This window comes from Nitrospirota bacterium (genome assembly GCA_040755395.1).
Lineage (GTDB): Bacteria > Nitrospirota > Nitrospiria > Nitrospirales > Nitrospiraceae > DATLZU01.
In genome coordinates, this window is record JBFMAX010000014.1 from 1 (window position 1) to 21,517 (window position 21,517).

Sequence of the window (21,517 nt, forward strand, 5' to 3'; positions counted from 1 at the left end):
GACCACGACGTTCACGTACGACACGCTCGGTCGGCTCCTCACGACCACCGACCCGTTGAACCGGACGATCACCTTGACCTACGATGCGGCGGGGAACGTGGCGACCAGTACGGATGCGCTGAATCGCTGACGAGCTTTGAATACGATGCGTTCAATCGGCTGAAGAAAGTGACGGACCCGGCCAATGGGGTGACGCTGTATACCTATGATGGGAACGGCAACTTGCTGACAGTGAAGGATGCCAAGAACCAGGTGACGACGTTTGCCTATGATCCGGTGAATCGCTTGGCATCCACCACCGACCCATTAGGAAAAACGGAAAGTTACACGTACAACGGGGCGGATAATTTGTTGACGAGAGTGACGCCGAAGAATGAGACAATTAGCTTTGCCTATGACGCGGTGAACCAACTGCTGAGCAAGACCTTGCCGGGCAACCTGCTCACCAGCTACACCTATGACCAGGTCGGCAATCTGCTGACAGTTGAAGATCCCGATAGTAAGCTGACCATGACCTATGATCTCGCCAATCGCCTGACGAGCGTGAAAACGGACGGGTCCCCGAACCAGCCGGCGGTCACGTTGACTTATACCTATGACAAGAATGGAAACCGGTTAACGCTGACTGACGGCACCGCGACGAACACCTACACCTATGACGCCCTCAATCGTCTCGGGAGTCTCGCCAGTCCCGCCGGTCTCGCGACCTTTGCTTACGATGGAGAGGAAAAAGGGGACAGGCTACTTATACGAAGACTTGCGGGGACGCCCACGCGGTCGCAGGGTCGATTCGAGCCCGTGCGTGGTCGCGATGTGCGCTTGCCACTCAGGTGCGCCATAGGGCGCTTGTCGTGTGACACTGCGGCGGAGTGCGTTCAACTCCGGTTCCGAGAACGGCTGCGCCAACCAGCCCTCCCAGTCGGCGGGCAGAGGGACAGGGCAGGGATCCAGCAGCGTGGGGGCATGCAGACTGGTCCAGGGCCAGTCCTGGACGCTCTGCACCAGTCCCGCGCGCACGGGGTTCCAGAGTATATAGCGGAGCACGGTGAGGAGATGTGCGTCCTGCTGGATCGGGAAACTCTTGAAGCGGCCCTGCCAGACATGGCCGCTGCTGTCGTAATGTTTGGTGATAGCGCCGGACGTGACTTGTCAACCACCACTGCATGAAGGGGCTGAGCGTGCTCGCGGTCGCGGGCTGCAGGACCAGATGGAAATGGCTCGGCATGAGGCAAAACCCGAGGAGGCGCACGGGGAAGCGGGCCTTGGCCGCGGCGAGCAGATCGAGGAAGGCCCGGTAGGTGCCGTCCTTGTGAAAAACTATGGCCCGGCCATTGCCGCGGTTGGGGACGTGATAAGCGTGGCCGGCCAAGAGGCCGCGAGGGATCCGGGGCATGGAGGACGGAGGTTAGCGCGTTCCGCGGGTGAGGATCAACGGAAAACCAGCCTGTCCCCTTTTTTTCTTCTCCTGTTCGACCTTGTGGATATGGAGCCTCGCACCGTGCGCGGCTGCGACGGTGTCGGCGAAGGTCTGCACCTTCTGCTGCGACTGCTCCGAGTAGCTCCCGATACCGAGGTTGACGTAGAGCGCGTCGGCGCGATAGCCGAGCTTGAGCAGAATGTCCCACAGCGCGAGGCTGTCCTTGCCGCCGGAGACGGCGACCAGGATGCGGTCCTGTTTCCCGAACATGTGCTCGGCCTTGATCGCCCGCGCAACCTGGTCGTGGACGAACTCGTTGAAGCAGGGCTTGCAGAAGGCCGCATTGTGCCGCGGGAGGCCGATGACTGCTTTGGTTTTGCATTTGATGCAGCGCATAGCCTGGCAAAATTCTGAATTAGGAATTATGAATGCTGAATTACCGGCACAAACCGTTTCGAAATGACAATTCAGAACTCACAATTCAGAATTCATAATTCCCGTCATTTCCTCCGGAAATGACGGGTCGCACTTCCACGCTGTCCGTGTCGGCCAGCAGCTCGTCCTCGGTGACCAGGTCGTCGCCGCGGATCACGAGGTGCGCTTCCGCCACCAGGCTCAGCTCGCGCAACAACTCGCGGACGCGCTTGGGGCCTTTGATTTCGACGGATCGTTCCGGGTGGCTGAGCCGGACCTTCATAGCCACATGATACGGGTGGCAAGAGGCGCGAGGCAATAGGCGATAGGTAACGGGATAGCGGGGTAACGGGGTAGAGGCGCCCCATCCACCTCTATCCCGCTCTCCCTCGCAACTAAATTTCCGCTTCGCGCAGAAATTTCGCGGATTCCTCGGGCGAGACGGGGTTGATGTAGAAACCGGTGCCCCATTCGAAGCCGGCGACCTGCGTGAGCTTGGGGATGAGTTCCAGGTGCCAGTGGTAGAAGTCGCCGGTCTTCTCGTGCTGGGGAGAGCTGTGGAGGATGAAATTATACGCCGGCTTGGCCAGGACCTTGTCCATCCGCCGCAGCGCCTCGGACAGAATCGGCGCCAGAAACTCGAATTGGCTTTTCTGGCTTTCCTCGAAGTGGCCGGCATGTCGTTTGGGTAGGATCCACATCTCGAATGGAAACCGCGCGGCGAAGGGGGTGAGGCAGAGAAATTCCGGATTCTCGGCGACGATACGCGACCCGTCGCCGAGTTCCTGGCGCAGGATATCGCAATAAATGCATCGCTCCTTTTGCTGGAAATGGGTCCGGCATCCTTCGATTTCGTTGACGACGCTGGTCGGCACGATCGGCAGGGCGATCAGTTGCGAATGCGTATGCTCCAGGGTCGCCCCGGCCGCCGCGCCGTGGTTCTTGAAGATGAGGATATACCGCAGCCGTACGTCTTTCTTGAGGTCGACGATCCGATCGCGATAGGCCCACAGCACGTCCTCGATCCGCTTGGCCGGCATCTCGGCCAGGCTGTCCTTGTGATTCGGCGTCTCGATGATCACCTCGTGCGCGCCGATCCCGTTCATGCGGTCGTACAGGCCGATCCCTTCCCGCCCCAGTTCGCCTTCCACCTGCAGCGCGGGGAACTTGTTGGGCACGACGCGGATGGTCCACCCCGGCGAATTGGGCTCGCCGGGCTGCGGGCGATAGGCCAGGATCTCTTTGGGTGTCAGGCGCTCCTGGCCCGGGCAAAACGGGCACAGCGCCGTCGACGGCGATCGCGCCGGCAGGTTGCGGAGAAAATCCTGCGGCCGGGCGCTCCGCTCCGTCGAAATGATGACCCATCGGCCGACAATCGGATCGCGTCTGAGTTCAGGCATGGTTCCTCCGGGAAATGAGAAATGTGGAATGTGGAATTGTGAAGGATTGAAGAGAAACCATATCCCTTCTCACGACCTCGTGAAGTCAGCATTCCTAATTCCTCATTCAACATTCCTCATTCAGCGCGCAGCGCCGTTACACTCTCCACATCGTGGCTTCAAAGTCCCGATCCGGCACCGTGATCGTGGCCGGTTGATGGTGCGGATAGCGGGCGACTTCCAGGCCATGCTCCGTCACGACGACGCTGAGCCGCCACTCCTGCCTGGCTTCGGCCTGCAGATCCTTGAACGGCACGGCCAGCTCGATGATCTTGCGGCGACGGATCGAACGGAAGCTTCCGACCTCGACGTAAGGCCCTCCGTCCGTCGCCAGCAGGGTGAACGATTCGGCGCCGGCCGGGGCGAGCGAAAAGACGAGCTTGTGCGCGCGGCCGCCGTGCGCCAGGTGGATCTCCGCCGTGAGCCCGGCTTGGCGTTCCAGCGTGCGCTCATCCGGGTCCAGCCGAAGGAACAACTGCTCGAGGCTGAAGCCGAACCAGATCGCGCGGAAGAGGCCCTCCGACTTCCACATGGCGCCGAGGGGTGGGTTGGGATTGATCGAACCCGCGCCCTGCCATTCGAAGAAATCCGTCACAAGTCCGTCGATGACGGGGTTCAGCAAGCCGGTCGGTTGGCGGACCTCGTCTCCATCCAATCGGACGCTGTCCCCGATGATCGGCAGGGTCAGCAACTCCGGCGGCGGGAGCCCGGCGCGCGTCCAGACGTTCCGCAGGTGCGCGCGGAAGAGGCGGTCGAATTCCACCTTGTAATCCGTGTCGAAGTCGTCGCCGTACCACCAGAACCAATCGCTGCCTTCCGCCGCGTAGAGTTCCTCCCAGGCCGTTCGCGCTTGCTCGGCCGGCAGGGTTCCACTGACCTCGGCCAACCGGGACCTGGTGTGCCGGAGAAGGTCCCAGGCGCGGTTGTCCTCCGGGTGCCCGATCCAAATCTTGTAATCCTGGTTGATCCAGGAACCCGAATGCAGATGGTCGAGCCGCGTTGTCGGCGGACAGGCGGACAGCGCCTCGCTGACGGTGGAGGGGGCCACCTGGGCCTGGCCGCTGCGGTTCAGGGCCCCGTCGGCCAAGGCCTTGTAGAGCAGCGACAGGAAGCGTTCCCCGCCGTCGTGGTAATGCTCCCAAGGATTTTCCCCGTCGAGGATCACGGCGATCAACGCGCGTTCGGCCGGCACGTCTTCCATGATGGCGCCGAGGCGGCGCAGGACGTCCTCCGCTGCCGACTCCGGGGTGGTCTTGTGGTAGACGAACCCGAACGCGTCGGAGAGGTCGCGGTCGCGAAAGACGATCGTGAGATCCTCTCCCGGTTGTCCGACCAGATACGGCCGGTAGAGCGCGGCGTGTCGATCCCACGGGTGGTGCTGAGCCTCCAACGACCGGGCCAGGATGCCTTCATCGGTGGCAAGCCAGCGGATTCCGGCCGCGCGCACCAGCGGAAGCATTTCGGGACAGACCGAACCTTCCGACGGCCAGAGCCCTGCCGGCGGCCGGCCGAACGTCGCGGTGTGAAAGGCGACGGCCTGGCGGATCTGGGCCTCCGCGTCTGCCTTGGCTTGGAAGCGCGCGGGCAGGGAAAGCTCGGGCCGCGCACGCCGGGCAAAGTCCGTGTCGATGATCAATGGAAGAATCGGGTGGTAGAACGGGGTCGTCGTCAATTCGATCTGGCCGCGGTCGGCGAGCTGCCGGTACATGGGGATGATCTCCCGCACGGCGGTCCGCTGCAGCGCCAGGACTTCCTGCTTGTCCTCCTCCGTGAACCCGCGGGCCTTCGCCCGGAGCGCGGCCAGACGCGGATACCGACCGACCATGCCGTATCCGAACCACGCCAGGTTGTGCCAGACCTGAAGATCCAGCAGTTCCTGCGTGGAAAACTGGCGGGCCAGCCGTTCCAGATCGCGCCCTGGCACGTCCGCGCCGCGCTTGACCAACAGCTCGTGATACCGGGGGAAGGGGCGGACCATCGTGGCCCAGTTGGCGGAGAAGAAGTGCCGGATGATAAACGCCTTCTCGGCCGAGGTCAGATCGGCCGTCGGCCGTTCCGCATGGTCCAGAAACACATCGCGCACCGAGCCCGCGCCGATCTCCTGCAGTTGGAGCAGCAACGAGGGCGTGAAATTGAACGTCGCCTTGACGACCGGAAACCGGTCCAGCAGGTGCGCCATATCGAAATAGGCCTTGGTGGCGTGCAAACGGACCCACGGCATGCTGGCACACCCGGCCACCGGGTCGGTGTAGTAGGGCTGGTGCATATGCCAGAGGAAGCAAAGCCGGACGGTTTTCATGGAGCGATGAATTCGCAGGACGCGCTTGCAGATTCAAGCGCAGTATGTCACAGGGGTAGATGGGTTGCAAACAATCCCGCGGATTGCAAGCCTGCTGGGCGGCCGTCTGCGCCGGGGCTGACGGTCATGGGCGAGGCGCCGTGCACGTCAACGGAATTCAAAACGGGTCGCTGATCCGCCGCCTCTCGTTCCTCTGTTGGTACTGGGCGCCGCCACTGGCCTACGCGACGCTGATCTTCGCCCTCTCTTCGGTCTCGCATCCTGAAGAGACGCTGCCCTCGTTTCTGACGGAGCTGGGGGACAAGACGTTGCACCTGGCGGAGTACGGTGTGTTGGGCGCGTTGTGCTATCGGGCCTTCCGATATGCGGCCGGAGTCCGGGGAGCGCGCTACAGTCTGACGCTCGCGATCCTTGCCGCGGCGCTCTACGGGGTGACGGACGAAGTGCACCAGGCATTTGTGCCGTTGCGGGAAGCGAGCGCATGGGATTGGCTCGCCGATACCGTCGGTGCGACGGTCGGGGTCATCGGCTGGCGGTATCTCAGCGAGGACTGACGAACCGCAAGGCTCGCGAGACAGGCGAGACTCGCGGGTCTGTCACCACGCGTAGGCTTCCGGCGCGGGACCGCCGGGGCCGGGAAAGATCTCGTCGAGGCGCTTGAGGGTCTCCGCGCTCAGCCTGATGTCCAGCGCCCGCATGGATCCGTTCAATTGGTCCAGCGTCCGGGGACCGAGAATAGGGGATGTCACCGCCTTCTGATGCAGCAGCCAGGCGATCGCGACGTCGGCCGGTTGCTCACCGAGGTCGGCACAGAGTTTCTCATAGGCTTCAAGTCTCGCGCGGTATTGATCCGCGTCTTTCTTCACATCCTCGTCGGCGCGCCGCCCGACCCGTGCCGATCGCAGCGATCCCGCCAAGAGGCCGCCCGCCAGCGGGCTCCAAGGAATGAGTCCGATCCCGTAGGCCTCGCAAGCCGGGATCACCTCCAGTTCGATCATCCGCTGGTTCAGGTTGTAGAGACTCTGCTCGGAAACCAGGCCGAGAAACCGGCGGCTCCCGGCCGTTTCCTGGGCCTGCGCGAGGTGCCAGCCGGCGAAGTTGCTGCTCCCGATGTAGATGGCCTTGCCGTCACGGACGAGCTGTTCCATCGTCTGCCAGATTTCGTCCCAGGGCGTCTCGCGATCGACGTGGTGCATCTGATACAGGTCGATGTGATCCGTGCGCAACCGGCGCAAACTGTCTTCGCAGGCGCGCGTGATGTGCAGCGCCGACAGTTTGGATTGATTGGGCCAGTCGCCCATGCGGCCGTACACCTTGGTCGCCAGCACGACCTTGTCGCGCCGGCCGCCGCCCTGCGCGAACCAGCGGCCGATGATCTGCTCCGTCAGCCCTTCACCTTTTTTGTCGCCGTACACGTTCGCCGTGTCGAAAAAGTTGATCCCCAGCTCCAGCGCCCGGTCCATGATCCGAAAACTGGAAGACTCGTCGATATGCGGCCCGAAGTTCATCGTGCCGAGGCAGAGCCGGCTGACCGTCAGACCCGAACGGCCGAGGTGCACGTACCGCATGCGGTCATCTTACAGGGTTGGACACCGCAAAGAAACTCCGTCGGGGTACCCATTGCTCTGCTGATGCACTGGGTCGTGGCCTTCTGATCGCAATCCTCGACGACTCGGAGTATAATGCGCGGCCGATGGCTACGGTCGATCCGGCTGCCCCGAAGACTCCGCTCGCCCCGCCAGATCCCGATCTCGTCGCGTATACCGTCCGAACCAAGCTGCCCTTCAGCGCGGACCTTGTCGCGCTCGCTCCGCTCGCCGGCGACGCGTCCAACCGTCGCTATTTTCGCGTCGAGTTACGCGACGGACCGCCGCCGTCGCTGATTCTCATGCAGCTTGCCGAGCCCGAAGCCTTCAAGCAATCGGAAGAAGCGGTCAGCGGGGCGTCGGCGCAGATCGCGGAGCTGCCGTTCCTGAACGTGCATTCCCATCTGGAACGGGCCGGAATTCCGGTGCCCGGACTGTACTACTACGACCGGGAGGCGGGCCTCCTCTATTTGGAGGATTTCGGCGACCTCACGCTGACGGAGGCGTGCCGGGATGCGTCTCCGGCCGAGGTCTTGGCGTTCTACCGGCAGGCGATCGACATCCTGGTGCGGATGCAGTTGAAGGCCACGTCTCCGGCCGATCCGGCCTGCGTGGCGTTCCACCGGAGCTTCGACGTGCCGCTGTTGATGTGGGAATTCGATCATTTTCTGGAGTACGGGATCGTGGCTCGGCGGGGGAAGCCCATGTGCGCGGATGATTGGGAGGCGATCCGGGCCGAGTTTCGGAAAATCGCCGAGATCCTGGCCGGCTTGCCGCGCGTCTTTACCCACCGCGACTATCATTCCCGCAACCTGATGGTCGACGGCCCGCGGCTGGGGGTACTCGATTTTCAGGACGCGCTGATGGGACCGGCCACCTACGACCTGGCCTCGCTGCTGCGCGACGCCTATATCTCGCTGGAGGAAGGGCTCGTCGAGGACCTGATCGACTACTATACGGCGCAGCTCGCGGAACACAAACACGTCTGGACCGACCGCGGCGCGTTTCAGCGGCTGTTCGATTGGACGAGCATCCAGCGGAATCTCAAAGCGGCGGGCCGCTTCGTCTATATCGACCGGGTGAAGAAGAACCCGAAATTCCTGGCCGACATTCCTCGGGTCTTGGGCTACGTGCGGCGCAATTTGGAGAAGTATCCTGAGCTGGCGGCGCTGCGGAAACATCTGACACCATACGTGCCGGAACTTCAGTAGCCGAATAATGAGAAATGAGGAATGTGGAATGAGTAATGATGGTGTGCAGAAGTTTTCCCGCCATGCCACATTTCTCATTCCTCATTTCTCATTGGCTCTATGAAGGCCATGATTCTCGCCGCTGGGCTGGGCACACGCCTGCGGCCCCTGACCAACACGATTCCCAAGCCGCTGTTGCCCGTCGCCGGCACGCCGCTCATCGTCTGGAACCTTCTGTTGTTGAAGCGGCACGGCTTCCGCGAGGTGGTCATTAATCTGCACCACCTGGGGCCGATGATCGAGCAGACGTTGGGCGACGGCGACCGGTACGGGCTGCGGATTTCGTACTCGCGCGAGCCGGTCATTTTGGGCACCGGGGGCGGGATCAAGCAGGTCGAGGCGTTTTTTTCCGGGGAGCCGTTCCTGGTGGTGAACGGGGACACGCTCTTCGAGCTGGACCTTGACGCGCTGGTCGAGTTTCACCGCCGGCGCGCGGCCGCCGCCACGCTGGTGCTGCGCAAAGATCCGGAGGCCGAACGGTGGGGACTCGTGGAAGTGGGGACGGAACACCGGATCGTCAGGATCACCGGACGAGGATTGCCGGACGCCGGCCCGACCGAGCCGCGCATGTTCGCGGGCATCCACATCCTGCATCCCCGATTGCTGCGCGACGTGCCGAAGGGCCGAGCCTCGTCCATCATCGACGCCTATGTCGCGGCGATCCAGCGCGGCGAGGCGGTGCTGGGCTACGATTCGGAAGGCTACTGGTCCGATGTGGGCTCGCCGGAGCGGTATGCGCAGACCGAACGGGACGCGGAGGCCGGGCTGATCAACCTGGCGGCGCGGAAGTCCGGGTGCGCGTCCGTCCCGGCAACAGGCGGGAATCGGTAGCGTCGGCCGCCGTCGTTCGGCTCGCGCTCACTCCTCCGCTTCATCGTCCGGCCGAACCTTCTTTTGCTTGATCAGCCTCGCCAGATACGTCCGCTGCAGCCCCAGTCGTTCGGCCGCTTTGGTCTGGTTCCCTTCCGCCTCACGCAACGCCTGGTCGATGATGAAGCGGCTGTGCGCTTCCATGGACTCGTGGTAGGGGAGGCGCACATACGCGAGCGCCTGATGGGGTCCGGCGGGATGGGTCGTGTCCTGGAACGACATCGCCAACACTTCCGGTTCGATCGTATCGGTGGGGCTCAACACGACGGCGCGCTGGATCGCGTTCTCCAGTTCACGGATATTGCCGGGCCAGACATACCGCTTCATGGCCTCGAGCGCGGCCGGGCTGAATTTCATGCCGGGCCGTTTGGTCTCCCGCATATGCCGTTCGAGGAAAAACTCCGCGAGCGCGGGGATGTCTTCGGTCCGTTCGCGCAGGGGCGGCAGGGTGAGGTTAATGACGCTCAGCCGGAAATACACGTCCTCGCGAAACTGGCCAGCCTTGACGGCCTGCTTCAGATCGCGGTTGGTCGCCGCGATCACGCGGATATTGACGGAGACGAGCCGCGTGCCGCCGACACGATGGAATTCGCGGTCCTGCAACACGCGCAGCAGCTTGGCCTGGAGGCTTAGAGGCATGTCCCCGATCTCATCGAGGAACACGGTCCCGCCGTCCGCCATCTCGATCTGCCCTTTCTTCTGACGATCCGCGCCGGTGAACGCCCCCTTCTCGTACCCGAACAATTCGCTTTCCAGCAGGGCTTCCGGGAGCGCGCTGCAGTTGATCGCCACCATCGGCATGGCCTGACGCGGGCTCCAATAATGGATGGAGCGGGCGAAGAGCTCCTTGCCGGTCCCGGTCTCTCCCAACAGCAGGATGCTGGCGTCCGACTTGGCCGCGCGCTGGGCCGCTTCCAGGAGCGATTTCATCTTGGGACTGTCGCCGACGATTCTCGCGTACCTGCTCTGAAGCTCCGACTCGAGCACGGCAATCCGGCGTTTCGCCGACACCCAGTCGAGCGCCTTGCGGATGACGATCAGCAGGTGGTCCTTGTCCAGAGGTTTGGTCAGAAAATCATAGGCGCCCAACTTCATGGCCTCGACGGCCGTCGGGATGGTGCCGTACGCGGTCATCATAATGATCGGAGTTTCCGCGAGCAGGCCCGGGCGGTTGGCGGAGAGGTGCTTCAACACCTCCAGACCGGACTGGCGCGGCAATTCCAGGTCGAGCAGCGCGAGATTGGGGGACTCCTGGTCGAGCGCCGCCAGCGCGCGCTCGCCGTCTCCCGCCGTGACGACGCGATAGCCGAGCGACTCCAGCCGATCCTTGAGCATCGTGAGGATGTCGGGGTTGTCGTCGACGACCAGGATCTTGGCGTTCATCTTCTCGGTCCGTAGCGAATAGCGAGCAGCAAATAGCTCCTAGCTGTCAACTATCACCTTTATAGCACTCGGTCCCGTCATGGAATGCGCCTGACCCCTTACGCGTTACGGGTTACGCGTCACGGGTTCCTCCATCACATTGATCACCAGCCCAGTCAGCGGCTTGGGGAAGAAATAGGTCGACTTGTGCGGCATGCGCTCGCCGGCGGACGCCACGGCCCGGACTTCGCCGACTTTCGTCGGATTGAGCAGGAGCGCGGCTTCCCCGGTTCCTTGGCGAACCCAGTCGAGCGCCTCGTCGTCGTCTTTGGTGTAGAGGATGGCTTCCTGTTCGCGCTGGGTCGGGCAGAGCTTGGCGATCACCTGGTGCTGGAGAATGGAGACGTCCAACCGGTCTCGGGGAGAGGCGGTAGAAGGACGGTGCTGCGGGCGAAGCGCGAGGATCGTATAGGCGCCGGCATCCCGGCAGGCGAGGCCGAACACCGTGGCGGACTGTCCCCGTTCGCGGAGCGCCTGCAGGAATCGCCGCCTGACGGCCGGTTCATCGGCGCTGGTGAAGGGGAACGCGTGGAACTCGAACGCTTCGCCCAGCAGGCTTTGCAGGCGCTGAACGGGCGGGACGGCGGCGCTCAGCACGCGGTGCGTCGGCAGCACGGTCAGGCCGGGGTCCTCCAGGCCGGCGAAGAGCATCAGCACGCTGTCGTAAGGCTGGCGGGCGATGGATGTGGAAGCGCCGGCCCGCTCGCGGCGAAGCCGCCGATACGTCAGCGCCGTCTCGTACCGATGATGCCCGTCCGCGATGAACAACGGCTTCGGCTTCATGGCGGCGATGAGCAGGTCGAGGACGGCAGGATCCGTGACCGCCCACAGGCGCTGGCGAAAGCCCGCGTCATCCTGAAACTCGATCCGCGGCTTGTCGGCCTCAACGGCTCGCTCCAGCAAGGCGATGATCGAACCGTCCGGGTCTGAATAGAGCGCCCAGATCGGGCTGAAATTGGCCCGGCAGGCTTCCAGCAGGCTGAGCCGATCCGTCTTGGCCGCGGCGCGGGTGTTTTCATGCGGGTAAATGTGACCGGTCCCGAACTCTTCCAGTTCGGCGGTCGCGAGAAACCCTTTGAGCGTCCGCATGGAACCGCCCGGGTCGCCCGCCGGCGGCCGGTACTCGATGGTGTGGTAGTACACGGCCGGTTGCGAGTCGCGGCGCAGCGCGCCGGTCCGCAGCCAATCCGTGAGCCACGCGGCTGCGCGCGTGTACTTGTTGGAGGTCGGCCCGTCGCCCGGCTCGTCGAGCCCCAGTTCCAACCTGACGATGTTCTGGGGATGCCGCTCGTACAGCGCACGCTGGGTTGCGGCGTCGATCACGTCGTACGGCGGCGCGACGACGTTGCGAATATCGCCCACGACGGCCGGATTGTAGAGTGTGCCTTGCAACGGAAGGATGCTCGCCATGACGACTCCGCATGAACGATGAACGTGATGGAGAAACGGTGGCGGCGGGTGTGTCTGTCGTCCAAGCTACCGGTCGCGGCTCACCATGTAGTCGGCGACGACCGACAGCGCTCGCCTGGGTGGGCAATCGTCGAACAACTCCAAATCGCGCTTCGCCGCGGTCACGAACGCGCGGGCCCGGTCCATCGCGTACGCGATCGATCCGTACTCCTGCATCAGCGCGATGATGCGCAGCAGATCCGGTTCGGTCAGGGTCCGCGTTTCCATGCAGTCTTTGATCATCTGCTTGTCTTCGTCCGAGCAATGCTGGAGGAGGTGCAGCAGCGGCAAGGTCGCCTTCCCCTGCCGCAGGTCCTGCCCCAGCGATTTTCCCAAACGGTCCCCGTTGGCCGCATAGTCCAACGTGTCGTCCGCCACCTGAAACGCGATGCCGAGGTGCTGCCCGAAGCGAAACAAGGCCTCCTGTTTCTCCTCGGACGCGCCGCCGATGATCGCGCCCATGCGGCACGAAGCGGCCATGAGGCCGGCGGTCTTATGTTCGGCGATGCGCAGGTACTCCGATTCGGGCATCGCCGGATTGCCGTTGTAGTAAAGCTGGAGGACCTCACCTTCGGCCATCTTCCGGCAGGCCTCCGAGAGCACTTCGTTGATCGCCTGGCTGCGGAATTCGACGATCTGGCAGATGGCTTTCGAATAGAGGTAATCCCCGACCAGGATGCTGATCTGGTTGCCCCAGACTTTGCGCGCCGTCCGGCGCCCCCGCCGCAGGTCCGCGTCGTCCACGACATCGTCGTGGAGCAGCGTGGCGGTGTGGATATATTCCACTAAGCTGCCCAGCAACAGATCGTCTTTGTCCGTATAGCCGCAGAGACGGGCGGAGAGGAGGAGCAGCAGGGGGCGGATGCGTTTGCCGCCGCTGCTGAGGATGTGGGCGGCGACGGTGTTGACGAGCGCGACTTTCGAGTCGAGGTTTTTCCGGACCTGATCTTCGACGCCTTGGAGTTCCTCGCGATAGGCCTCCCACACATCGGTCATCGTCTGGATCGTCGAGGCGACGGGTCCGTGAGACATGCGGCGGATAGTAGGGCAGCGGGTGAAACAAAGTCAAGCGAGTAGAGGCGCTCGTGCGCGCCCGAATCTTGACAGAAGAAGGGCCCATCCAGTAAGGTGTCGATTCAATTTCCCAATGAGTTACACGGTTACGTCGTTCACGGGCCCGCACGCGTTCTGCCTTCCAAGAACGGTCCGACCGACAGGCACAGCACCTGCCTTTTAGTTAGATAGAGACGTGAGAGACAACATGATGATGGTTCCCGGATTGCCCCCGAAGCAAGGGCTCTACGATCCTCGATTCGAGAAAGATTCCTGCGGGATCGGGTTTGTCGTCAACATCAAGGGACAGAAGTCCCACAGCATCGTGCAGAAGGGCTTGCAGGTCCTGGAGAATCTGTTCCATCGAGGCGCGCAGGGATGCGACCCCTGCACGGGCGACGGGGCCGGCATTCTGCTCCAGGTGCCGCACGAATTTCTCAGGCGGGCGGCGGCGGATGTCGGGATCAAACTGCCGGGCGCGGGCGAATACGGCGTCGGGATGGTGTTCCTGCCGCGCGACGCCGCCGCGCGCAAGCCATGCGAGGTGTTGGTCGAAAAGGTAATCGCCGAGGAACGCGCGCGGTTGCTCGGCTGGCGCGACGTGCCGGTGAAGAGCGAGGCGATCGGCACGGTGGCGCGCCGGACGGAGCCGGTCATCCGGCAGGTCTTCATCGCGCGCGACATCCTCAACGAGGGCCAGTTCGAGCGCAAGCTCTACGTCATCCGCAAACGCGTGGAGAAGGCGGTCCGGGAATCGGCCATCGAGGGCCGTGAACACTTCTATATCCCGAGCCTGTCCAGCAACACGATCGTCTATAAGGGGCTGCTGCTGCCCCGTCAGATTCCGCAGTATTACCAGGACCTGACCGATTCCAGCGTGGTGAGCGCGCTGGCGTTGGTGCACTCGCGTTTCAGCACGAACACCTTCCCCACCTGGCCCTTGGCGCATCCGTACCGCTACATTTGCCACAACGGCGAGATCAACACGCTCAAGGGCAACGTCAACTGGATGCGGGCCAGACAGGGCCGGTTGAAGTCGGACCTGTTCGGCGAGGACCTGCCGAAGCTGTTCCCCATCGTGTACGAGCATCAGAGCGACTCGGCCTGTCTGGACAATGCGCTGGAGTTCCTGGTCTTGGGCGGCCGCTCGCTGCCGCACGCGATGATGATGCTGATCCCGGAGCCCTGGGTCGGCAATCCGCACATGGACTTGGACCGTCGCGGGTTCTACGAATACCACGCGGCGATGATGGAGCCGTGGGACGGGCCGGCCGCCGTCTGCTTCACGGACGGGGAGCTGATCGGCGCGACGCTGGACCGCAACGGCCTCCGGCCCTGCCGGTATCAGGTCATGACCGATGACCTGGTCGTGCTGGCGTCCGAAGCCGGCGTGTTGCCGGCGGACGTGAAAGAAATCCGCCAGAAAGGCCGGCTCCAGCCCGGCCGCATGTTCCTGGTCGACACGGTACAGGGGCGGATCATCGACGACGAAGAAATCAAGGCCGATATCGTCGGCCGCAAGCCCTACCGTTCTTGGGTCACACAGTACCGCATTTCGCTCGACGAGTTGCCGGAGCCGCTGAACGTGCCGCAGCCGGACCACCCGACGATCCGCCAGCGCCAACAGGCGTTCGGCTACACGGTGGAAGAGCTGAAAATGGTCATCACCCCGATGGTGGTGACCGGCGAGGAGCCCGTCTCCTCCATGGGCACAGACACGCCGCTGGCCGTGCTGTCGGAGCGGCCGCAACTGCTGTTCAAGTACTTCAAGCAACTGTTCGCCCAGGTGACCAACCCGCCGATCGATCCGATCCGCGAGGAATTGGTCATGTCGCTGGTCACGAACATCGGGCCCAAACCCAATCTCATGGAGGAGCATCCGGAATCCTGCCGCCGGATCAGAGTCAAGCAACCGATCCTGACCAATGCGGACTTGCAGAAAATCCGGGAGCTCGAGGACCCGCATTTCCGGAGCAAGACCTTACGCATGCTGTTCCGCGTGGCCGAGGGCCCGGACGGGCTCGGCGCGGCGGTGGAGGAGTTGTGTCACCAGGCGTCCGAGGCGATCAGGGAAGGCGATCGGTTCCTGATCCTCAGCGACCGGGGCGTCAACGAAGAATGGGCGCCGATCCCCAGTCTGCTGGGCATCGCCGCAGTGCACCACCATCTGGTGCGGGAGTGCACGAGGACGGAAGTGGGCTTGATCCTCGAGACCGGCGAACCGCGCGACGTGCATCATTTCGCCTGTCTGATCGGCTACGGGGCGGGGACGATCAACCCCTATCTCGTGTTCGAGACGCTGGTGGACATGGAGCGCGACGGCTACTTGCCGGAGGGGTTGGACGCGCAGACGGCCGAGGGCAAGTTCATCAAGGCGATCAACAAGGGGCTGCTCAAGATCTTCTCCAAGATGGGCATCTCCACCGTGCAGTCCTACTGCGGGGCGCAGATCTTCGAGGCCATCGGCCTGAACCGTGAACTGATCGACCGCTATTTCACCGGCACGGCTTCGCGGATCGAAGGGATCGGGATCCGCGAGATCGGCGAGGAGACCCTGCGGCGGCATGCGCTGGCCTATGCGCCGGCGCCGATTCGCCAGCTCGACTTCGGCGGAGAGATTCATTACCGGGTGCAGGGCGAGCATCACAACTGGAATCCGGAGACCATTTATAAGCTGCAGCACGCTACGCGCGCCAACGATGCCAAGACCTACGCCGAGTTCGCCGCGCTGGTGAACGACGAGAGCAAGCGGCGCTCGAACCTGCGCGGCCTGCTGGACTTCAAGTTCCTGCCCGAGCCGATCCCGCTGGAGGAAGTGGAGCCGGCCAAGGAGATCGTCAAGCGGTTCACGACCGGGGCCATGTCGTTCGGCGCGATCAGCAAAGAAGCGCACGAGACCTTGGCCATCGCGATGAACCGGATCGGCGCCAAGAGCAACACCGGCGAGGGCGGCGAAGACCCCGAACGCTTCATTCCGCTCCCGAACGGCGACTCCAAGAATTCCTCTATCAAGCAGGTGGCGTCGGCCCGCTTCGGTGTGACGTCCCACTATCTCGTCAACGCCAAAGAACTGCAGATCAAGATGGCGCAGGGCGCCAAGCCCGGGGAAGGCGGACAGTTGCCCGGTCACAAGGTGGACGAGGTCATCGCCAAGCTGCGGTATTCCACGCCGGGCGTCCAGTTGATCTCGCCGCCGCCGCATCACGACATTTATTCGATCGAAGATCTGGCGCAGTTGATCTTCGACTTGAAGAACTCGAATCCGGAGGCGGATGTGTCCGTGAAATTGGTGGCGGAGGTCGGGGTCGGCACGGTCGCGGCCGGGGTGGCCAAAGCCCATGCCGACAAGGTGCTGATCAGCGGCGATTCCGGAGGGACGGGCGCGTCGCCGCTCTCTTCCATTAAATATGCCGGCATCCCGTGGGAACTGGGGCTGGCCGAGACGCATCAGACCCTGGTGGTCAACGACCTGCGCGGGCGGATCCGGGTCGAGACCGACGGTCAATTGAAGACCGGGCGCGACGTGGTGATCGCGGCCCTGCTGGGCGCGGAGGAGTTCGGGTTCTCGACGGCGCCGCTGATCGTCGAAGGCTGCATCATGATGCGCAAGTGCCACCTGAACACGTGCCCGGTCGGAGTGGCGACGCAGGACCCGGTGCTGCGCAAGAAATTCACGGGCCAGCCGGAGCACGTCGTCAACTATTTCTTCTTCGTGGCCGAGGAAGTGCGGCAGCTCATGGCCAAGTTAGGCTTCCGCAAGATGGACGAGATGATCGGCCGAGTGGACAAGTTGAAAGTCCAAAAGGCCATCGACCATTGGAAGGCCAAAGGTCTGGACCTAACGCCGCTTCTCACGATGCCCGAGGTGGGACCCGAGGTCGCCCGGTACTGCGTCCAGAAGCAGGATCACGGCATCGCGAATGTGCTCGACAACCAGTTGATCGAGCTGTGCAAACCGGCCATCGAGCGGGGCGAGAAGGTCGCGCTCGATCTACCGATCCGGAACGTGAACCGGACGACCGGCACCATGCTCTCCAGCCGCATCGCGAAGAAGTATGGGTTGGAGGGGCTGCCGCCCGACACGATCACGATCAAGTTCACCGGCTCGGCCGGGCAGTCGTTCGGCGCGTTTCTCTCCCGGGGCATCACGTTGATCCTGGAGGGCGAGTCCAACGACTATCTGGGCAAGGGGCTGTCCGGCGGCAAGATTATCGTGTACCCGCCCAAGGGCTGCACCTATGTGCCGGAGGAGACGATCCTGATCGGCAACACGTCGCTCTACGGCGCGACCCAAGGCGAGTGCTATTTCTATGGGACGGCTGGCGAACGGTTTGCGGTCCGGAACAGCGGCGTACGGGCGGTGATCGAAGGAACGGGCGATCACGGGTGCGAATATATGACCGGCGGCGTCGTGGTGGTGTTGGGGAAGACCGGGCGGAACTTCGCGGCCGGCATGTCCGGCGGGATCGCCTTCGTGCTGAACGAGGACGGCAGATTCGAGTCCCGCTGCAATCTGGGCATGGTGGAACTGGAGAGGGTCGTCACCGCCGAAGACAAGCAGTTGTTGCGCGGCATGATCGAATCGCACCTGAAGTACACAGGCAGCCGCAAGGCCAAGCTGGTGTTGGAGACCTGGGAGGCGATGCTCCCCAAGTTCGTCAAGATCATGCCGATCGACTACAAACGGGTGCTGGCCGAACGGAAAGCGGCGGCCGCCAAAGAACAGGCGCATCGGGAAAAAGAGATGGTGGCGCATTAAAAGACGTGATGCGTGACGCGTATCTCGTGAACCGTGCGTGACACATGCGACGAGATGCGAGATACGAACGACGAAATACGAGTAGCGAATGGCTGACCCGAAAGGCTTCATGAAATACGCCCGCGAGGGCCCTAAGCGCCGGCCGGTCGAGCTGCGCGTGCTCGACTGGAAGGAATTCTACGAGCCGATGCCGGAAGACAAACTCCAGATCCAGGGCGCGCGGTGCATGGACTGTGGGGTGCCCTTCTGCCAAAGCACCAACGGCTGTCCGGTCGTCAATCTGATCCCGGAGTGGAACGACCTCGTCCACCGCGGGCGTTGGAAAGACGCACTGAAAGCGCTCCACACTACGAACAATTTCCCGGAGTTCACCGGCCGGCTTTGTCCCGCTCCCTGCGAATCGGCCTGCGTGCTGGGGATCAACAGCGATCCGGTGTCGATCCGCGTTATCGAGTGGAACATCATCGACAAGGGGTTCGACGAAGGCTGGGTGCAGCCCGTCCTGCCGACGACCCGCACCGGCAAGACCGTGGCCGTCGTGGGCTCCGGTCCGGCCGGGCTGGCCGCGGCGCAGCAACTGGCGCGGGCCGGTCACAGCGTCACGGTGTTCGAGAAGGCCGACCGGATCGGCGGCCTACTGCGTTACGGGATTCCCGATTTCAAGATGGAGAAATGGGTCATCGACCGGCGGCTGGAGCAGATGAAGGCCGAAGGCGTCGAGTTCAAGACCGGCGTCCATGTCGGCAGGGACATCAGCGGGGAAGAACTGCGCCGACGGTTCGACGCGGTGTGTCTGGCCATGGGCGCGGAACAGGCGCGCGACCTGCCGGTGCCGGGCCGGGAGCTCAAGGGCATCCATTTCGCGATGGACTACCTTACCCAGCAGAACAAGCGGAACGCCGGCGACGTGATTGCGGACGAGCCGATCACCGCGAAGGGCAAGCGCGTCGTCATCATCGGCGGCGGCGACACCGGGTCGGACTGTCTAGGCACCGCACACCGGCAGGGCTGCACGGAAGTGCATCAATTCGAATTGCTGCCGGAGCCCCCGCCGCAGCGGGCCGATTCAACGCCGTGGCCGCTCTGGCCGATGCAGCTCCGCACCTCGCACGCGCATGAGGAAGGCTGCGACCGGCAGTGGAGCGTCTCGACGACGAAGTTCACCGGCCGCAACGGGCATGTGACCAAGCTGCATGCGCACCGGGTGGCCTTCGAGAACGGCAGGTTCGTGCCGATCCCGAACACCGAGTTCGAGATGGAAGTCGATCTCGTTTTGTTGGCGATGGGTTTCACCGGCCCGGTGAAGAACGGCCTGCTCGACAGCTTCGGCGTCAAGTACGACGCGCGCGGCAACGTGGCCGTGGACGACAATTATATGACCTCCGTCGAAGGCGTCTTCGCCGGCGGCGACGTCAAACGCGGCGCCTCGCTCATCGTCTGGGCCATCGCCGAAGGCCGCAAGATGGCCGCCGGCGTGGACAAGTATCTGCGGGCGGGCCGGAGTGCGAAGGCGGCGGTGAGATGAAGAAGATCAGCAAGAAAGAAGCCCGCGAGTACATGAAGCGCTGGCGCTTGGTGAATCAGGTGCTCGATGAGGAACTGCGACACACTCCAGTCGGGATCAAATTCCAAACGATGGACGTCGCTTACCGGATGGCTGTGGAATCGAATTTGTGAGGGCTTCCTCGCCCGTCTCGCTCGTTCCCGTCCCCTGAGCTTCCCGCAAGTCCACAAAACAGCTCCGAAGAGAGGGATGGTGGGGCCTGCGCTGCTCAAGCGCCGGGGAACCTATTGCTGTCTGTGTGCAATGGGTCGCACGACCGCACGTAAGTCTTTCGACTCAATTCGCAGTGCAGGACCAACCCTCCACCGTCCTATCGATGAAGGATTGGTCTAAAAGACAGTATCCCGAGTCTGGTCCAGCCAAGGAAGTCAGAGAAGAGAGTGCTTTCCAAGTCCCGCTTTGCTAAAATCCAACCCGCCGAATAAAGATGCAATAGGCCGCCGGCGTTGTCCCGCGGAGGCGGTTGTGATCGAGAAACTTTCGATAGAACGATTCAAATCGATCAAGTCGCTTTCCATTCCATGCCGAAAGGTTAACGTCTTTATCGGCGCTCCCGACACCGGCAAAACCAACATTCTGGAGGCTCTGGGCTTTCTGTCCGGGCTTGGTTGGGGCTGGTCGTTGGGCCCATCTCTCCGCCTCCGGCCAGAACTCGGCTTCGATCCGCTCTTCTATCGACAATTTTTTGATCAGCCGTTCCAGATTTCTATGCATCTCGGTGCTCCACCCGCCGCGCACCAGGCGCAACAGGTGGCGCTGAAGGCGGCAATCGCAGGAGGACCGGACCGTCGACTAAAGATTAGCTTCCCTTCATACGGATCTCCCACTGTTAACTTTGGTGGCTTTTGCCATATCCCTGCCTTAGACTGGATTCGGTTTTATTCCTATACCACTTCCCAGGATTGGCAGTACAACAGCGGTTATCATCTAGGTACGAAGGCGATCACTCCTCCCCATGGCCCCAACTTACTTTACATTGCTCGGCACAATGCTCGGGTCTATGAGTTCTTGAAGGATACAGTGGCCGGACTCAATTGGAAATTGAGGTTCGATCAAGCTCAGCGGACGTTCCGGCTTTCGGAAGTCAGACAGGATGAAATCCTGGATTACAATTTGGACTTGCTGTCGGATAGCTTGAAAAGACAGTTTTTTTATGGCGCGATTCTTCAATCCTCGGAAGAAGTGACCTTAGTGTTCGACGAGCCGGATGTCTTCGCGTTTCCGCCTTATCCAAAGGCCCTCGGTGAGATGATCGGCGCGGATCGCTCGAACCAGTTCTTCCTGACTACTCATAACCCGTATTTCTTAACCGGTATCGTCGAAAAGACGCCCGCCGAGGACCTCGCCATTTTTGTCTGCTATCGTGACAAGGAAGGCGGCACAGGTGCGAAGCTGCTCACTCAGGAAGATACCGCCAAGGTGGTCGTGCTGGGCGCGAGCGTCTTCTTCAATCTCGACGACTTCATCGGATCATGACGCTCACGTTTGCGTATGAGTGTTACGCCGACGAAGACGTTGTCCTTTTTCTTCGTGACCATCGCCATCTCCCACTTCGAAAACGCCACAGCTTTGGCCAGGGCGAAGTGGTCAACGATCTCCTGAAAAAGGCTCTGGCTCATATCGGAATGGTGGACGAAGATCCCGGGAGTTCCCATCACCCTCTACGGGATCAAATGGAAGTTATAGATAGAACTGATGACCTGGAAAGACGCAGCAAGTCAGGCCGGCATCTGATCATCTTGAAGCCGGAGTTGGAAGACTGTTTCCTTCGTTCGATGAGACGGGCTTCATTGAAGACGAACCTGCCTTCAAATCCCAAGGAGCTTCAAAAGCTTCTGAACTTACCGAGGCATCCGGCTCACAAAACCTTTCGCGCAGAGTTGAGCGAATTGTACAAGGCAGCGACTGCCCAAAGGATAAACACGTTCATAACCGACCTCGAACGCATCATCCAAACATTGCTCTCTGCTAAGCTTTAGAGCGGTCCTGTAGCGG

Annotated in this window: 18 protein-coding genes and 1 pseudogene; 10 read left to right on the forward strand and 9 right to left on the reverse strand. The window is 62.4% G+C overall.

What is annotated here, in order from left to right:
- Positions 1-130, forward strand: a 130-nt coding sequence (locus AB1555_16695) for an RHS repeat domain-containing protein (protein MEW6248329.1), incomplete at its 5' end; no start/stop codon positions are given.
- Positions 127-1,167 (forward strand): hypothetical protein, encoded by a 1,041-nt coding sequence (locus tag AB1555_16700; protein ID MEW6248330.1) that lies wholly within the window; start codon positions 127-129, stop codon positions 1,165-1,167. The genes AB1555_16695 and AB1555_16700, both read left to right, overlap by 4 nt.
- Here the strand turns inward: AB1555_16700 and AB1555_16705 are convergent.
- The 5 genes and pseudogenes from AB1555_16705 to AB1555_16725 form a co-directional block, all read right to left on the reverse strand.
- Positions 1,166-1,393: pseudogene (locus AB1555_16705) on the reverse strand (transposase). The gene AB1555_16700 and the pseudogene AB1555_16705 sit on opposite strands and share 2 nt — an antisense overlap.
- Before the next feature lie 12 nt (positions 1,394-1,405).
- Positions 1,406-1,813: an ATP-binding protein gene (locus AB1555_16710; GenBank protein MEW6248331.1), complete on the reverse strand. Its 408-nt coding sequence runs from the start codon at positions 1,811-1,813 to the stop codon at positions 1,406-1,408.
- Between the two features lie 85 nt (positions 1,814-1,898).
- Positions 1,899-2,114, reverse strand: a complete 216-nt coding sequence (locus AB1555_16715) for a MoaD/ThiS family protein (GenBank protein ID MEW6248332.1) — start codon at positions 2,112-2,114, stop codon at positions 1,899-1,901.
- A 112-nt stretch (positions 2,115-2,226) separates the two neighbouring features.
- Complete coding sequence (galT, locus tag AB1555_16720) at positions 2,227-3,231, reverse strand: galactose-1-phosphate uridylyltransferase (protein MEW6248333.1); 1,005 nt, start codon at positions 3,229-3,231, stop codon at positions 2,227-2,229.
- A gap of 136 nt (positions 3,232-3,367) precedes the next feature.
- Positions 3,368-5,569 carry a glycoside hydrolase family 57 protein gene (locus AB1555_16725; GenBank protein ID MEW6248334.1) on the reverse strand — a complete coding sequence of 734 codons (2,202 nt, stop codon included), beginning with the start codon at positions 5,567-5,569 and terminating at the stop codon, positions 3,368-3,370.
- A 59-nt stretch (positions 5,570-5,628) separates the two neighbouring features.
- On the opposite strand from AB1555_16725, the gene AB1555_16730 reads away from it, so the two are divergent.
- Positions 5,629-6,123: a VanZ family protein gene (locus AB1555_16730; protein ID MEW6248335.1), complete on the forward strand. Its 495-nt coding sequence runs from the start codon at positions 5,629-5,631 to the stop codon at positions 6,121-6,123.
- Between the two features lie 42 nt (positions 6,124-6,165).
- Here the strand turns inward: AB1555_16730 and AB1555_16735 are convergent, their stop codons facing one another.
- Positions 6,166-7,137, reverse strand: a complete 972-nt coding sequence (locus AB1555_16735; protein MEW6248336.1) for an aldo/keto reductase — start codon at positions 7,135-7,137, stop codon at positions 6,166-6,168.
- Between the two features lie 125 nt (positions 7,138-7,262).
- Here AB1555_16735 and AB1555_16740 point away from each other — a divergent pair, with 125 nt between their 5' ends.
- Positions 7,263-8,366, forward strand: a complete 1,104-nt coding sequence (locus AB1555_16740; protein MEW6248337.1) for a phosphotransferase — start codon at positions 7,263-7,265, stop codon at positions 8,364-8,366.
- A gap of 108 nt (positions 8,367-8,474) precedes the next feature.
- The gene (locus AB1555_16745; GenBank protein ID MEW6248338.1) at positions 8,475-9,236 is read left to right on the forward strand and encodes an NDP-sugar synthase; all 762 of its coding nucleotides are present in this window, start codon (positions 8,475-8,477) and stop codon (positions 9,234-9,236) included.
- A gap of 27 nt (positions 9,237-9,263) precedes the next feature.
- Here AB1555_16745 and AB1555_16750 read toward each other — a convergent pair whose 3' ends face one another.
- From AB1555_16750 to AB1555_16760, 3 genes are all read right to left on the reverse strand, one after another.
- Positions 9,264-10,658: a sigma-54 dependent transcriptional regulator gene (locus AB1555_16750; protein ID MEW6248339.1), complete on the reverse strand. Its 1,395-nt coding sequence runs from the start codon at positions 10,656-10,658 to the stop codon at positions 9,264-9,266.
- Between the two features lie 105 nt (positions 10,659-10,763).
- Complete coding sequence (locus tag AB1555_16755) at positions 10,764-12,107, reverse strand: DUF1015 domain-containing protein (GenBank protein ID MEW6248340.1); 1,344 nt, start codon at positions 12,105-12,107, stop codon at positions 10,764-10,766.
- A gap of 66 nt (positions 12,108-12,173) precedes the next feature.
- Positions 12,174-13,142 carry a polyprenyl synthetase family protein gene (locus tag AB1555_16760; protein MEW6248341.1) on the reverse strand — a complete coding sequence of 323 codons (969 nt, stop codon included), beginning with the start codon at positions 13,140-13,142 and terminating at the stop codon, positions 12,174-12,176.
- Positions 13,143-13,410: 268 nt separating this feature from the next.
- Here AB1555_16760 and gltB point away from each other — a divergent pair, with 268 nt between their 5' ends.
- The 5 genes from gltB to AB1555_16785 all read left to right on the forward strand — a co-directional run bounded on the left by gltB (position 13,411) and on the right by AB1555_16785 (position 21,501).
- Positions 13,411-17,958: a glutamate synthase large subunit gene (gene gltB, locus AB1555_16765; GenBank protein ID MEW6248342.1), complete on the forward strand. Its 4,548-nt coding sequence runs from the start codon at positions 13,411-13,413 to the stop codon at positions 17,956-17,958.
- Between the two features lie 88 nt (positions 17,959-18,046).
- Positions 18,047-19,483 carry a glutamate synthase subunit beta gene (locus tag AB1555_16770; protein MEW6248343.1) on the forward strand — a complete coding sequence of 479 codons (1,437 nt, stop codon included), beginning with the start codon at positions 18,047-18,049 and terminating at the stop codon, positions 19,481-19,483.
- Positions 19,480-19,635, forward strand: a complete 156-nt coding sequence (locus AB1555_16775) for a hypothetical protein (protein ID MEW6248344.1) — start codon at positions 19,480-19,482, stop codon at positions 19,633-19,635. The genes AB1555_16770 and AB1555_16775 overlap by 4 nt, the downstream gene beginning before the upstream one ends.
- A 352-nt stretch (positions 19,636-19,987) precedes the next feature.
- Complete coding sequence (locus AB1555_16780) at positions 19,988-20,998, forward strand: AAA family ATPase (GenBank protein ID MEW6248345.1); 1,011 nt, start codon at positions 19,988-19,990, stop codon at positions 20,996-20,998.
- On the forward strand, positions 20,995-21,501 hold the full coding sequence (locus tag AB1555_16785; GenBank protein MEW6248346.1) for a hypothetical protein: 507 nt from the start codon (positions 20,995-20,997) through the stop codon (positions 21,499-21,501). Before AB1555_16780 ends, AB1555_16785 begins: the two co-directional genes overlap by 4 nt.
- The last annotated feature ends 16 nt before the right edge of the window (positions 21,502-21,517 follow it).

What these genes read in the sequence shown, in the direction of transcription:
- AB1555_16710 (MEW6248331.1), bottom strand. Translation starts at nt 1,813, where the DNA reads ATGCGCTGCATCAAATGCAAAACCAAAGCAGTCATCGGCCTCCCGCGG.
- AB1555_16715 (MEW6248332.1), bottom strand. Translation starts at nt 2,114, where the DNA reads ATGAAGGTCCGGCTCAGCCACCCGGAACGATCCGTCGAAATCAAAGGC.
- galT (MEW6248333.1), bottom strand. Translation starts at nt 3,231, where the DNA reads ATGCCTGAACTCAGACGCGATCCGATTGTCGGCCGATGGGTCATCATT.
- AB1555_16725 (MEW6248334.1), bottom strand. Translation starts at nt 5,569, where the DNA reads ATGAAAACCGTCCGGCTTTGCTTCCTCTGGCATATGCACCAGCCCTAC.
- AB1555_16730 (MEW6248335.1), top strand. Translation starts at nt 5,629, where the DNA reads ATGGGTTGCAAACAATCCCGCGGATTGCAAGCCTGCTGGGCGGCCGTC.
- AB1555_16735 (MEW6248336.1), bottom strand. Translation starts at nt 7,137, where the DNA reads ATGCGGTACGTGCACCTCGGCCGTTCGGGTCTGACGGTCAGCCGGCTC.
- AB1555_16740 (MEW6248337.1), top strand. Translation starts at nt 7,263, where the DNA reads ATGGCTACGGTCGATCCGGCTGCCCCGAAGACTCCGCTCGCCCCGCCA.
- AB1555_16745 (MEW6248338.1), top strand. Translation starts at nt 8,475, where the DNA reads ATGATTCTCGCCGCTGGGCTGGGCACACGCCTGCGGCCCCTGACCAAC.
- AB1555_16750 (MEW6248339.1), bottom strand. Translation starts at nt 10,658, where the DNA reads ATGAACGCCAAGATCCTGGTCGTCGACGACAACCCCGACATCCTCACG.
- AB1555_16755 (MEW6248340.1), bottom strand. Translation starts at nt 12,107, where the DNA reads ATGGCGAGCATCCTTCCGTTGCAAGGCACACTCTACAATCCGGCCGTC.
- AB1555_16760 (MEW6248341.1), bottom strand. Translation starts at nt 13,142, where the DNA reads ATGACCGATGTGTGGGAGGCCTATCGCGAGGAACTCCAAGGCGTCGAA.
- gltB (MEW6248342.1), top strand. Translation starts at nt 13,411, where the DNA reads ATGATGGTTCCCGGATTGCCCCCGAAGCAAGGGCTCTACGATCCTCGA.
- AB1555_16770 (MEW6248343.1), top strand. Translation starts at nt 18,047, where the DNA reads ATGGCTGACCCGAAAGGCTTCATGAAATACGCCCGCGAGGGCCCTAAG.
- AB1555_16775 (MEW6248344.1), top strand. Translation starts at nt 19,480, where the DNA reads ATGAAGAAGATCAGCAAGAAAGAAGCCCGCGAGTACATGAAGCGCTGG.
- AB1555_16785 (MEW6248346.1), top strand. Translation starts at nt 20,995, where the DNA reads ATGACGCTCACGTTTGCGTATGAGTGTTACGCCGACGAAGACGTTGTC.